9 protein-coding genes are annotated in these 13,739 nt (G+C 35.9%); 3 read left to right on the forward strand and 6 right to left on the reverse strand.

Annotated features, from left to right (window positions below; genetic code table 11):
- The 3 genes from AB5359_RS07720 to coaA form a co-directional block, all read right to left on the reverse strand.
- The coding region (locus tag AB5359_RS07720) for a Rib/alpha-like domain-containing protein (RefSeq protein ID WP_368287206.1) at positions 1 to 6,399 on the reverse strand (6,399 nt) is incomplete at its 3' end.
- A gap of 155 nt (positions 6,400 to 6,554) precedes the next feature.
- Complete coding sequence (efp, locus tag AB5359_RS07725) at positions 6,555 to 7,127, reverse strand: elongation factor P (RefSeq protein ID WP_003650006.1); 573 nt, start codon at positions 7,125 to 7,127, stop codon at positions 6,555 to 6,557.
- Between the two features lie 9 nt (positions 7,128 to 7,136).
- Positions 7,137 to 7,988, reverse strand: a complete 852-nt coding sequence (coaA, locus tag AB5359_RS07730) for a type I pantothenate kinase (RefSeq protein WP_048686235.1) — start codon at positions 7,986 to 7,988, stop codon at positions 7,137 to 7,139.
- A gap of 88 nt (positions 7,989 to 8,076) precedes the next feature.
- Here coaA and AB5359_RS07735 point away from each other — a divergent pair, with 88 nt between their 5' ends.
- The gene (locus AB5359_RS07735; protein ID WP_048686233.1) at positions 8,077 to 8,649 is read left to right on the forward strand and encodes an SGNH/GDSL hydrolase family protein; all 573 of its coding nucleotides are present in this window, start codon (positions 8,077 to 8,079) and stop codon (positions 8,647 to 8,649) included.
- A 44-nt stretch (positions 8,650 to 8,693) separates the two neighbouring features.
- Here the strand turns inward: AB5359_RS07735 and AB5359_RS07740 are convergent, their stop codons facing one another.
- Entirely contained in the window at positions 8,694 to 10,016 is a 1,323-nt protein-coding gene (locus tag AB5359_RS07740; protein WP_077410517.1) for a PTS sugar transporter subunit IIC, read from the reverse strand.
- 39 nt (positions 10,017 to 10,055) lie between these two features.
- A complete protein-coding gene (locus tag AB5359_RS07745) occupies positions 10,056 to 10,712 on the reverse strand; it encodes a hypothetical protein (RefSeq protein WP_003651501.1) in 657 nt (218 codons plus the stop codon).
- 34 nt (positions 10,713 to 10,746) lie between these two features.
- On the opposite strand from AB5359_RS07745, the gene AB5359_RS07750 reads away from it, so the two are divergent.
- Positions 10,747 to 11,430, forward strand: coding sequence for a MurR/RpiR family transcriptional regulator (locus AB5359_RS07750; protein ID WP_048686230.1), 684 nt, complete (start codon positions 10,747 to 10,749; stop codon positions 11,428 to 11,430).
- Between the two features lie 149 nt (positions 11,431 to 11,579).
- Here the strand turns inward: AB5359_RS07750 and AB5359_RS07755 are convergent, their stop codons facing one another.
- Positions 11,580 to 12,302, reverse strand: coding sequence for a C39 family peptidase (locus AB5359_RS07755; protein WP_003651498.1), 723 nt, complete (start codon positions 12,300 to 12,302; stop codon positions 11,580 to 11,582).
- A 227-nt stretch (positions 12,303 to 12,529) separates the two neighbouring features.
- Here AB5359_RS07755 and AB5359_RS07760 point away from each other — a divergent pair, with 227 nt between their 5' ends.
- On the forward strand, positions 12,530 to 13,717 hold the full coding sequence (locus AB5359_RS07760; RefSeq protein ID WP_003650002.1) for an ATP-binding protein: 1,188 nt from the start codon (positions 12,530 to 12,532) through the stop codon (positions 13,715 to 13,717).
- Positions 13,718 to 13,739: the final 22 nt, after the last annotated feature.

A 13,739-nucleotide genomic window follows, 5' to 3' on the forward strand; every position in this document is an offset into this window, starting at 1 on the left:
GGCATTGAATTCTGCCCATGTTCCAGTCTTAGCTTCCAAGTTGCCTGCTACGTGCCAGTCGCTATTGTATGTTACTTCACCTGTTACTGGATCCTTGTAGCCGCTATTGCCGTTCTTATCTTCATTAGTAAAGTGGACTACTTGCAATTCTTTGCTTTCTGGCTTGCCTGGTTCCTTAACGATGATCGTACGAGTTACGTACTTGTTCATTTCATCGTTTACGCCTTCTTTGCCTGGCTTGTATGGTACTGGAGTATCACTATTCTTAGTGTAAGTGATTGTTACGCTCGTATCCTTAGTATCTGAAGTTACTGTTTCTTCTGCTACCTTTTCTGGATTTGCAGTGTAGCCAGTTACCTCTGGCGCATTGAATTCTGCCCATGTTCCAGTCTTAGCTTCCAAGTTGCCTGCTACGTGCCAGTCGCTATTGTATGTTACTTCACCTGTTACTGGATCCTTGTAGCCGCTATTGCCGTTCTTATCTTCATTAGTAAAGTGGACTACTTGCAACTCTCTGCTTTCTGGCTTGCCTGGTTCCTTAACAATGATCGTACGAGTTACGTACTTGTTCATTTCATCGTTTACGCCTTCTTTGCCTGGCTTGTATGGTACTGGGGTTGAATCTTGTTTAACGTAGGTAATAGTATCAATTACATTTTGTGAATCAGCATTTACATCAACTGATCCAACTTGAATAGCCTTAGAACCATTTACGTAGCTATCGTAACCAGTTACTTGAGATACTTCAAATGCAGGTAATTCGTAAGTTGATACATTATCTTTATCAAATGAACCTGTTGGTCCTTGCCAGTCATTCCAGGTAATGTCACCAGTTACTAAGTCCTTAGTTCCTGTACGTTGGAACGGAACAGTAATCGTTCTTACAACTGTCTTATCAGCTTCAGTCTTACCAGCTGGAATCTCGTAAATTGTTTGATTTACTTCACGATAAGTATTTGAATCAGTCTTATCAACAGGGACATTTTCAGTATTGTGTTCAACCTTATAAGTTACAGGTGTTGGATCATCTGAACCAAATTTATATGAACTTATAACGTTTTGATTTGGAACCAATTTCCAATTAGTTGGAACATTACCAGCAACATCAACAGATACTTCCTCACCAGTTTTACCAGATACATTGTAACGTGAACCAACTTGCTTACCGGTTTGAGAATCAACATAAGTAATTACTAAAGTATGCTCATTAGCAGTATAAGTTACATCAACAACTAAATCTTTTGAGTCTGGCGTAATTGTTGCGGAAGCTGGAACATATTGCTTGCCATCAATAGTTTCAATTGCCGCACCAGTAGCTGTAGCAGTGTAGCCTAACTTAGTAACCTCAAATTGTGGGAAACTTGTTACTTCTTGTCCTTCACTGTTTTTACCAGCTACCCAAGCAGTATAAGTTACTTGTTGTCCTTCTGGCTTAGCCAAATCAGTAATCTTAGCACGGCTATAAATTACATGTTGGACAACTGGTGTGTCTTGTCCTTCAACAGTAATAGTACGCGTGATATCACGATAAATATCATGATTGTCCTTGTCATCAATACCTTGATCAACTTTAATTACATTTACAGCAACTGGGACATCAAGATAGCTACCATCAGTAAAGTTAATTCGAACTGTTGCTGGAGCTTGTGCGTTTGCTTTTTCAAGACTTGGCAATGTTTGCCAATCAATTGAAGAAATTTCCGAATTATGTGTTTGAGTTAAATCAGCAGTATTTACAACTTTACTTGCATCCCCTAAAGCTGTTCTTAAATCAGAAACATCTGAGTTAACACTTGGAATAGTACCATTAGCTTCAGCACCATAAATGTAAACAAATGGGAATGGATGTTGAGCTTTAGGACCCTTACCAAAAATTGGCCAGTTTACTTTAGAAGTATCTACTGTTGCAGAATACATTGGATAAACATATGGATTGCCTTGGGTATTATCTTGACCAGTGTAAGTAATAGTCTTAGTTCCATTGTTCTTGTCTGATACTAAACTAGATGGTTGACCCTGACCAGTAACACCTGGAATACCAAATTCAGCGCCAATTGGAGTCCAAATTGAAGAAATTTCACTTACTGGAACACTTTGCGGTGCGTTCACAGTAACACCAACTGGATTATCACCTGTCTGGGTAAGCTCATAAGCAGTACCATCGGAATTTAAAGTGTAAATGTATGGCTTACTATAGTTTTGTCCACCTTCGTAGTAACTAAGTTTAAAGTTCTCAATTACAGGAGCTCCAATAATATTCTTATCTGAAGTCTTGTGAGTAATTACATTTTTAGCATGTAAGCTGTAACTATGTCCTTTGTCATCAATAATCGTTACATCTTGATTATCACTTACAGCAACTGGGATAGTAACAGTTTCTGTAGTTCCATCTGGATAAGTTACTTTAGCTGTACCAGTGGTTGTTCCTGGCTTAGAAATATCTGGCGCAGTTACCCAAGTTGCTCCTGATGGATAACCATCAACTGGAGTAGAACCTCCATTATTAAGGTTAGCAATACCCTGAGTAGCTTCTGGAATTTGACCAACAGTGGTGCTAATTGGTTTAATCTCTGGTTTAGCATTAACAACCACAGTTGTTGGAACATTATCTTTTGATCCATCTGGATAAGTTACAACAACTACGACCGGCTTTTTACCTGGCGTGGTAGTATCTGGCGCAGTCTCCCAAGTGTACTTAGTTCCATCTGGTAAAGTATCCTTATTACTAATACCTTGTGAAGCATCTGGAGTTTCGCCTACTTTAGTAGAAACTTGCTGCCCTTCAGGAGTGTATTGATCAGCATTAGTTGTAATATCAACTGAACTTGATGGAATAGTAATGTTCAAGTATGTTGGTTGACCATTAGCGGCATCGTCTTTAAACGTAATCTTAATTACTCCGCCGTTGCCATTTTCATCAGGCTTAGTTGCCCAAGTAGTAGTAGCAATTTCATTAGCTGGAATATTGTTATCTACCAATTGATCAAATTGTTCACCAGTTAAATCAGAACCTAAAGCAATTTTCACTGGAGTTGATACGGACTTAGCACCAGCACCCTTAGCATCAATGGTGAATGAGTCAGTAGTTACAATGCCATTCTTTGAGCCTAAAATATTTCTGGCTGCATCATTATTAGTGAAATCAATATTAACACTAGTAGAAATTTGTTTACCAGCAATATTTGCTGTTTCTACAGTAGTATCAGGAGTTGTAGTCCAACTTACAGTTGAAGGATCAATATTAATTGGCGTAGCAGTAGTTGAAAGCTTACCATCAGTTAATTCATATCCTTGAGCAGTCACAACACTAGTTGGAGAAAGAACTTGTGAATTCTCACTAGTTTCATGAACACTAAGATTAGAAGTATCAACCGTAGTTACAACTGCACCATTTTCACCCCAAATAACTTTTTGACCAGCTTTGGTTACAATAACTGGAACATTAGTTTCATCAATACTTTTATCTGGATAAGTCACAGTAACGGGAACATTGTATGCACCAGGAATCACGTCAACGCTTGGGTTCACTGTAACAATACCAGTTGATGGATCGACATTAGCCCAACTTGGAGTATTAGCACCAGTTGTAAAAGTAGATCCAGTAGGCATGCTTGTTTCCTTACCATCTTGTCCTACAAAGTTAGGTTCAGCAGTAGCACTTTGTCCTTGTTCTACAGTTACCGGATTATAAGATGGAGTGTAAGTATCTGCCATTGGTACAGTAATATTCAATGGAATATTAGCAAAATCGATCGATCCATCTGTATAAGTAACCTTAGCCCAAGCTGACGTATCGCTAGTCTTCAAATTACCAGTTGGGTTAGTTGGAGCATCTTGACCATTCATCAAAGTATTCCATTCAGTTGCATCAGTAGCTGCATCATACCAAGTTACAGATTTAATAGCAGAAAGATCTGGTGTTATGGTTCCATCGCTAGTACGTAAACCAGAAATACCGTCCTTGGCGGTTAAGTCATTTAAGGTTTGTCTAGTATTACCATCAATAGTCTTGACTACTGGTTGATATTGATCAGAGTCAGTTGGTTTAGCTACTTCTTCTAACGAACTACCCATTGCAACTCTTTGTGGATTCCACCAATTGAAGTTATTCAAGAGTCGGTTCAAGTATGGGGTTTCATATTTTACACCATCAGCTGGTTGTCCTTGAGTAACAGTACCATCAATAAATTGATAACTATTAAGTCCAGCTTGGTTTTGAGCCAGATTTACTTCACCATTAGAGTGTAAGAACTTAATTTCACCCTTCTTATTTTGACCGACTGTATTACCAGTTTGAGCAAATCCTGAAATAGAATTGTCACCCCAGTTGTTTTGGTTCTTTAATTGGTTGATGTACCAGTAATATGAAGGACCTGCGCTCTTATTGGCTTCCTCCCATAAAGCTAACGGTAAAGCTTCGCCGTCACTTGAAATGTTAACGTGGTTGTTCATGTTTTCAAGGCGAAGCAACGTACCAGTTTGAGAACCTGTACGTTGGAAGTTTACATAAGCTGGATTATTAATGTTAATATTGGCATAAGTTGAAGCAGCTGAACCACTAGTACCACCGTTACCCCACATGGTTACGATACCAATGTTAGGCGTATTAGTGAAGTCACCTTTGATTGAAGACGTTGCACCATCTTGCAAATCCATCGTAGCGCCATCTGCTACATTTAAGCTAAATTCAGCACCAGTACCATTACCTGAACCAAATGAAATTAACGGTGAAGTAGATTGATTGTTATCACCAGTACGAACAATTCTTAACTTACCTTGGTTATCTAAAACATTGGAGACAGCATTAGAAACGTTAGCAGCAAAACCAACACCTAATGAAATGGGAGCAAAGTGATAACCATTGTAAGTACCTACGCCATTTATACCACTGCCATCATTACTTTGCTTAGTCTTAATATTAACAACACCATTTTTACCAATGTTTAAGTTACCAGCCCAAATAGCCATTGAGTGACCATCAGCCATGTTGGCATTTAAATTACCATCTACTTGAACTGTACCAGTAATGGCGCTATTTACCAGCATACCTTTAACATCTGTAGAATTACCATTTAAGGTTACGGTCGCACCTTGTTGGACATCAATTGCTGGAGCCGTATCATTTGTTTCATCTTCAACTTTGGCACGCAAAATATTGCCACCAGCATTTTGGTCGTTGTTAGTCTTAGCTGAACTTACGTTAAAGGTAGTGTCAGAACCATCTACAAAAATAATGTGTGAAGCTGAAACAGCACTTGAATAATTGTAAAGTTGGTTACCTTTAACATTTACGGCTTCACAAGTAATATTATTATTACCTTTAAACGTTACCGTAGTGTATGGATTATCAGTGGTTTGTTGAGCCATAGTAGTGGTATAGAGGGCACCGTTTTTAATATCAGCAGTTACGTTTTCAAATGTAACCTTGTTGTTAGCTAAAAGATCAGTTCTTATGTCATCTCCACCCATGTAAATTGGGCTAAATGCACCGCCAAGAGTAGACCATGAATTATCATAGCCATCGGCGTTAATGGTCATATTCTTAAAGGTAATATCCCACGGATTACTATCTTTTTGGTTGTTAGTAGTAAAGCTAAGATAATTAGCACCAAAATTAATAACGTGACCTTGACCATCAATGTCTAATCCTCCAGAAATATTTGAACCTGTTAAGTTCATCTTGCCGCCATTAACAACAGGATTTGGACGATTAATACCGTTAACATTAGTGCCTTTGTTAGCAACAGTAATATCACTAGTTAATTTAATTGTACCGTTATTAGCATTATTTAAAGCATTAACTAAGCTTTGCCAATCGCTAGCTTCTGCGGTTTGAGTACCACGAAGTTCCTTAGCTGGAGTACTTTCAGCAGAAACGGCAGCTACTTTTTCGTCTCTAAGATCAGCCTCAGTCACTGATGCTTGCTTGTTACCGGTGTTTAATACAGTTGTTTTATTTTCTACATTAGTTGAATCTACTTTGTGAGAAGTAGCAGAATCATTACTTTGACCTGTTTGTACATTTGAATTTGCAGATTCAGTTAATTTATTTGCTTCTGTATTAGCAGAAGAGTGAGTACTATCTTGAATAGGAGATTGAGTAAGTTTGCTATCAGTAGCTGTTTTATTAGCTGTAGTAGCTGAGCTTACCCCCCCCATTTTGCCTTCTAGAGTAGCTCCAGTGCTACTTTGGATCTGCTCATTATCTTTTGCATTTTGCACTACTGCTGGTTTTTCTTGTTGCTCAGCAGCTTGAACTTTTTGATTTCCAGCCATACTCATAAAGCTGAAACCAATTAAAACAGAAGCGGCTCCAATAGAAAACTTTCTAATTGAAAAACGTTCTTTTCTAGGCTCCATTTTACGGAGTTTTTCTTGATAATTATTTTTTGATAGCATTATTTACTTTCTCCTTTAGTAAATTATAAAAACTACATTTTCATTATAATCCTGTTTCTTATCATTGTGTAGATTAAATTTTGTTTGTTATATAACACTGTCATATAAAAGTGCAACAAAATAGAGCTGTTTCATCCAAACAGCTCTATCTTAATCTATCTACTAATGCTATCAGCACGGCCTTTATAATCACCGTTTTCAGTTCCGATGATTAATTCTTCGCCTTCTTTAATAAAATCTGGCACAGTTACAACTAAACCAGTATCCATCGTTGCAGGTTTACCACCGCCAGCAGCGGTTGCACCCTTGATTTCTGGTTGGGTTTCTTTAACAGTCATCTTTACAGTAGATGGTAAGTTGATTCCGATTAATTTACCTTCATCAGTAAACTTAAGATCAACATCAATATTAGGCATCAAGAACTTAGCTTCTGCTGCAAGGTGTTCCTTTGGAATTAGATATTGTTCATAAGTATCAGTATCCATAAAGATAAAGTTAGCATCATCATCATAAAGGTATTGTGCCTTCTTTAAAGCAACGTTAACTAACTCCACCTTCTCACTTGGACGCATTGTTTTGTGAACAACAGCTCCACTCATCACGTCACGTAAGTCCATTTGCATAACCGTGTTACCCTTACCAGGCTTGTGGTGGTTACTCTTTAGTACTTCAATTAACTTACCATCTTGGCTAAAAATCATACCCTTTTTTAATTCGATTGCTTGCATGTTTTCTCCCTAAAATTTTCTAATATACATATCGCTGATCTCATGATTACCATACTTTTTAATAATCATATCAGCTCTCTTCTTAGTTGGTTCGATATAGTCATGTAAATTCTTCAAGTTAACATCACGCCAGACTCTTTTGGCAAAATTATCTGCTTGTTCAAGCGGGACGTTAGCCCACTTATAAAAGAAATTATCTGGATTATTGCGATTAATCTCGAGCATTAAATGGTAGCGATCAAGATACCATTTCTCTAAGTCTTCTTCGCTTGCATCCAGATAAATTACATAATCAAAAAAGTCACTTGGAGGAGCTTGCCCGTCTGGAGGCACCTCCAGCAGGTTAATTCCCTCAACCACTAAGATATCAGGAACGCTGACATACCCCAATTCATTAGGCACCAGATCAGAAATTTCCTGCGAGTATAGTCTATATGGTACTCTTTCCTTACCAGCCTTAACGCTTACTAAAAAAGTATAAAAGGCATCCCAGTTAAATGATGATGGGAAGCCCTTTTGATCCATTAAGTTTTTAGCTTTAAGTTCTGCATTCGACATTAAAAAACCATCAGCAGAAACTTGGGCAATTGTTTTATCTGGTTCAAGGCGTTCGAACAAGCGAGTTATTTTCTTTGCAAAAGTAGATTTCCCTACAGCAACAGACCCAGTTACTCCGATGATAAAAGGTATTTTTTGCCATTTTTCGTTATAAAAGGTCTGCTTAGTGCGGTAGATTGCATTTTTTTGGCTCATATTGTACTGAAGATTCTTCATCATGAAAATCTCCGCACTAAATTCATCGCTTGGAGGGATTAGTGTCTGCCACTTTTCAGATGTCAGATGTGTAAATTGCTCTTGCATAAAAAGCCGCCTTCCTTCTGCCTTGTTCCTAGTATTTTTACATTGTTCAGCCTATCATATATATTGAGAGAAAGAAAAGAAGATATCTATGAAAAAATTAATTCTTTTTGGTGATTCCCTACTTGCAGGCTATATTGATGGACGCGCAACTAATATTGTAACTCAAGGACTGCAAGAAAAATTACCTAAATTTACAATTATTAATAATTCTGTACCTGGGACAACTACTGAAGAGGCAATTGATTTTTATGAGTTACGAATCAAACCTTTTAAGTATGATCTAGTTATTCTGGCCCTAGGCACTAACGACGCCAACATGCAGTTTGGTTTGAGCGCCGGACGATATGCGCATAACTTACAAGTATTGGTCGATTTAATTGGGGCTGATAAAACATTATTAATGGGACCTTCCTATACTAATTGGAAAATTGCTCAAGATCAAGCTTGGCCTAAAACTTTGCAATTTGAATTAGTTGCTCAAGAATGCCATGTTAAAAATAAAATTCCATTCTTAAATTTTGCCAAAGTAATGCGAAAGACTGGTCACCCCAATAAACTATTGCAAAAAGATGGTATTCATCTAAATAAAGCAGGAAATAAGTTATTGATTGAAAGATTAGCAGATCTAGTTGAAGAAAAAGAATTGGTTACTGCATCGTAAAAAAGCATCCCAACAATGGGATGCTCTTTTGTACTCCGGATATTTTATTCAGTTACTTCTTGCTTTCTTAATTCATTTTGTTCAGCAACTCTAAAGAATGGTAAATAAATAAAAATACCGATAATGATTAAAATCACTTCAAAAATAATATTTCTCCAATCCATTGAACTCATATATGCCTGGAAGAAAAACGGTGTAAATGAAGGATCTACAATATACCCCATTCCAATCCAGTGTAAACTTTCAGCAATATAAGTAAGAATAATATTAATAATTGGAGCAATCAAAAATGGAATACCTAAAATAGGGTTAAAACAAATTGGTGTACCAAAAATTACTGGTTCATTAATACTACAAATTCCAGGAATAATTGATAGCTTACCTAATGCACGATATTTTTCTACTTTGCTTCTCATCATTAGAATTACTAAAGCAAGTGAATTACCAGATCCACCTAAAACAGCAATTCTAAACATCTGTAAATTCATTAAATGAGTAGGTACTAATCCTTTTGCTACTAAAGCAGCATTAGCACCAGTAGCTGCAATACCAGTTGCAAAGACAATTGGAAAAATTACATTACTTCCGTTAACACCAATTAACCATAATAGATTTCCTAAAGTTACGATCAAAATATAACCCCATAAGCTATTAGCCAAAAATGTAGCTGGAGTCAAACACTTCATAATGAAGGTAGTAAAATCAGCATGCGTTAAGCTGACTAAAATTAAATTAGCACCATAGAAAATAAAGATATTTGCTAATAGCGGTATTAAGGAATTAATAAAGTTGGCAACCATTGGGGGAATCGATGCTGGCAACTTTATCTTCAACTTACTCTTTTCAATCCCGCGGTCAATTTCGACAGCTAATAATCCAATGATAATTGCAACAAATAGTCCATTTGTTCCTAAATTATTGAGACTAATCTTATTATTCTTATCAACAGTAGTTGCAACCATTAAAAAGGTAACTAATGAGATCATCCCATCAGTAGCAGGATGAAGCCTACGATATGACTTACTTAATTCATATGCAATACCAAAAGCACAAATCATACCAAAGATTCCCATAGTCATATTATATGGGATAGTTATTTGAGCATAATGTGCGACAGCCCAATATTTCCAACCAGCAAGCCATTGCATAAAAATATTAGCTGTTCGTGGATTATATCTATCAAGTACAATTGGTGGGTTAGCAACAATTAAGAAGAATGAACCAATTACCAAAAATGGCAATCCGAAAAGCATACCATTTGATATAGCTTGTAGATGCTTTTCATTTCCAAGTTTTTGTCCAATAGGCGTTAAAACTTTATCCAATTTAGTAATCAGTGAATCTTTTTTAGCAGCAGTTTCAGCCATTAGAGATCACCTATTTTCCTTACTAAAGATAAATACAACTTAAATTTGATATGGATTGAACTTGAAAGCATTAGGTATAACTTTACTGTCATCCCAATTTTCTCTAATTTTGTGGTATTCGTCCCAATAGTCATTGTCCACTTTTAATTGTGGAGTAACCTTAGAATCGACTTCTAGAAAATGCATACTTCCTCTTCCCATCTTTTTGCCACGAGTGGTGTGCTTGTCTAATGCATAATCTGGAATTTCAGGAACATAACCTAGAGCAAAGTTCTTAATAATGATATTCTTAAGTAAATCAGAAGACCGATCCTTAGTTGATTCACATAAGTAACGAATTGCATGAACAAACATCATGGCACGATCCGGCTCATTGTAACTAAAGTTTTGTCTCATTTGATTTAGACTATTAATCAAAATTGGAGCTTGTGGATTTCCCATTCCTATATCTTCAACTGAAATAGCTTGAAGTCTACGCCATAGTTTTTCTTCCATTTGCGGAGAAGAAATATACATTTCATAAGCAAATTCACATGCTGCTCGTTCTTTGCCTTTTCTGATTGATTTTTGCAATGCAGAGATAACTTCATCAGCTGCTAATCCATTTCTAGTCCTAGTTCTGGCCCATGGATCAGCTAAAAATTCCTTATCTCTATTTTGTGGTACTTCATTTTTCTTAATATCTTTTTCTGACATCGTGAGTCCTTCTTTCAATATATAGGAGAAAACAATGAATATTCAAACTATTAGCGAAAAGTTTCAACTGAATACTGATGAACAAAAAATATTAATTTATATGAATCAACACCGTAATGAAATTAAAAATATCAATATTCGTGAACTCGCTAAACGAACATTTACATCTCCTAGCTTTATCGTTAAGACCTGTAAAAAGATGAAGCTTTCAGGATATTCAGAATTGGTCTTTCTAATTGCAGATGCGCCAAATTTTCCTAATAATACTGAAAACGACTTAAAAGTAGAGTCATACGTAAAGCCTTTTTCCAACTTGATGGATAAGCATAAAGACTCAATGATCATGATATTGGGCAGTGGATACTCTCAAAATATTGCTAATTACATGAGTGAATATCTTAATTTGAATGGCTTTCGTTGTACATCCAATTCGCATCTTGAGATGCTTAGAAAGCATAAGAATACTTTAATAATTGTCATCAGCAATTCTGGAGAAACAAAGCGATTAGCTGAACTTTGCATACAAGCTCAGAAAAATAATCGTGATGTTATTTCCTTTACAGGAGATAAGAACTCAACAATTGCAAAACACTCAACGCTTGCAATAAGCTCAGATACTTTTAACCCCACTTCTTTTGACAGCCATTACCCTCAGCTGTTTTTTGGTCTAACACTCATCTATTTTGAATTATTAATGAGTAACTTTTTGTCTAATTAGGTACCTTCTTAAGACAATTCTTATACTACTTTGGTTTTTAATAATTTTGAATACTTTTCCCTGTTTTGAAAACATGTTTCTATTTTGAAAAACATTTTTATTCAGGCATCAAAAAAGGCATCCCTAACGGGATGCTTTTTTTACACACACTACTCTACGTACAAGGCTTGCTTACCTTGCTGATTATAGCTAGCCTCTATTTTCTTTAAACTTACTTTTTTATCTTTAACGCCATAAGGATCATTTACGTAAACAATCCCCTTCTTTTTATTATATCCAGTAACCACACAAGCATGAGAAGAAGGTGTCACATTAACCTTTCCCTGCTTAGTCTGCCATGTCCGCATATCATTTACCCGGTCATATTTTAAAGTCGTAATAATCATTACTGGGTGTCCTTTAGAAACTAACTTCAACACCCTAACAAAATCATTGCCAGTATAATTACGAATTCTCTTAGTATACTTCTTAGCAACATCATAGAGCGGCTCATTATAAACGCACCACCCCGCGTTTTCGATACTCATATAACCAACAAAACCGACATGAGGATTTCCGCGATAATCATTGCCAATAAAAGAGGAAACATGCTTAATGTTAGAAGACAATTCTAATTTACTTACATTAATATCATAATAATTTAGGAGCATTGACAGTGACGTAACTTCACAGCCATTTGGCAGGTCCGGTAATTGCCTTTCTAAGGGGACATTCAATTTTTGCTCAGGTCTTAAAGTAAGCCAGTCATATTCATTTTGAATTTTTTCAAAATTAAGGATAATCCCAACTACTCCAGCTGTAATCAGTATTAAAATTCCATATAAAATCTTTCGTCGACGTCGATATCTCTTTGCTCTGCTTATTCTTTTCATGCTGAATATTCTATATCAGAAATGTCAAAACGCAAATTAAGTTGGCAATGTAAGAATTAAATAGATTTCATTTCTTTTGTGCTTTTAGCATAAGAATTAAATTAACTTTATTTATGCTAAAAATATGTAGCAAGAATTAAGTTAATCTAATTTATATGCTAAAATTAAATTAAGAATTAAATTAGTTAAAATCTTGTATCAACTATTATTAAAAGTAGAGGTTAACAATGGTACCACGTGATTCTTACTTAAATACTTTAGATAAACTACGTAATAAACAAATCATTAAAGTCCTAACTGGAGTACGTCGCTGCGGTAAATCTACTATTCTTCAGTTATATCAAGAGCGATTGCTCAAGTCTGGAGTAAATACTAATCAAATTCAAACGCTGAATTTTGAAGATTTAGACTTAGTATCAATTAAGACCTACCTAGACCTATATAACTACATCAATGAACATCTCATTCCTAACAAAATGAATTACATCTTTATTGATGAAATCCAAAGCATTCCTAATTTTGAAAAAGCACTCGATAGTCTTTATATAAAAAATAATGTAGATTTATATGTCACAGGATCTAATGCCTTTATGCTTTCTGGCGAATTAGCTACTCTTCTTTCGGGACGCTACATAGAAATCCCTATCTATCCTTTTTCTTTTAAAGAATTTTTACAAACAACTGAACTTTCAAAAGAAGAAGCCTTTTCAACTTACTTAGAACGAGGTGGATTTCCATTTGCTACTGAATTAAACGACAATAATACTTATCTTTCTTACATTCAAGGAATTATCAATACAGTATTAATAAAAGATATCCTAACGAGAGTAAATCGCGGTAATGCAACTTTACTTGAAGCAATTGCTAGTTTCTTAACTGAAGCCAACGGCAGTCTCGTTACTCCTGCTAAAATTGCCAATACTCTAACCTCTAATGGAATCAAGACTAGCAACGCCACAGTAATTTCATACCTCGAAAAATTAGTAAATTCCTATTTATTCTACCAATGCAATCGATATGATATTGCAGGCAAAAAATATCTACAAATTAATAGCAAGTATTACCCCGTTGACCCCGCCCTCAGACGTGCTCTTTTAGGTCAGAAACGTCCAAACATGGGCAGCAGGCTTGAAAATATCGTGTTTATGGAATTAAAGAGACGCGGTTATGAAGTATATGTCGGTAGTCTTAAAAATAAAGAAATTGATTTCGTTGCAATCAAAGACGGTGTTAAGCAATATTATCAAGTTAGTCTCACAGTCCAAGACGATAAGACTTATAACAGGGAAATTGCACCCTTTCTTGAAATTACTGATAACTATCGGAAAATTCTTCTCACTCAAGACCCCGGTAGCTACAACGACAATGGTATTGAACAAATAAACGTTATCGACTGGCTACTAAAAGAGCAATAAATTTAAATAAACCCACAAAAAA

It is taken from the genome of Lactobacillus sp. RTP31084st1_F9_RTP31084_210423, assembly GCF_040919545.1.
Classification (GTDB): domain Bacteria; phylum Bacillota; class Bacilli; order Lactobacillales; family Lactobacillaceae; genus Lactobacillus; species Lactobacillus paragasseri.

What these genes read in the sequence shown, in the direction of transcription:
- AB5359_RS07760 (WP_003650002.1), top strand. Translation starts at nt 12,530, where the DNA reads ATGGTACCACGTGATTCTTACTTAAATACTTTAGATAAACTACGTAAT.
- AB5359_RS07745 (WP_003651501.1), bottom strand. Translation starts at nt 10,712, where the DNA reads ATGTCAGAAAAAGATATTAAGAAAAATGAAGTACCACAAAATAGAGAT.
- AB5359_RS07755 (WP_003651498.1), bottom strand. Translation starts at nt 12,302, where the DNA reads ATGAAAAGAATAAGCAGAGCAAAGAGATATCGACGTCGACGAAAGATT.
- AB5359_RS07735 (WP_048686233.1), top strand. Translation starts at nt 8,077, where the DNA reads ATGAAAAAATTAATTCTTTTTGGTGATTCCCTACTTGCAGGCTATATT.
- AB5359_RS07750 (WP_048686230.1), top strand. Translation starts at nt 10,747, where the DNA reads ATGAATATTCAAACTATTAGCGAAAAGTTTCAACTGAATACTGATGAA.
- AB5359_RS07740 (WP_077410517.1), bottom strand. Translation starts at nt 10,016, where the DNA reads ATGGCTGAAACTGCTGCTAAAAAAGATTCACTGATTACTAAATTGGAT.
- efp (WP_003650006.1), bottom strand. Translation starts at nt 7,127, where the DNA reads ATGCAAGCAATCGAATTAAAAAAGGGTATGATTTTTAGCCAAGATGGT.
- coaA (WP_048686235.1), bottom strand. Translation starts at nt 7,988, where the DNA reads ATGCAAGAGCAATTTACACATCTGACATCTGAAAAGTGGCAGACACTA.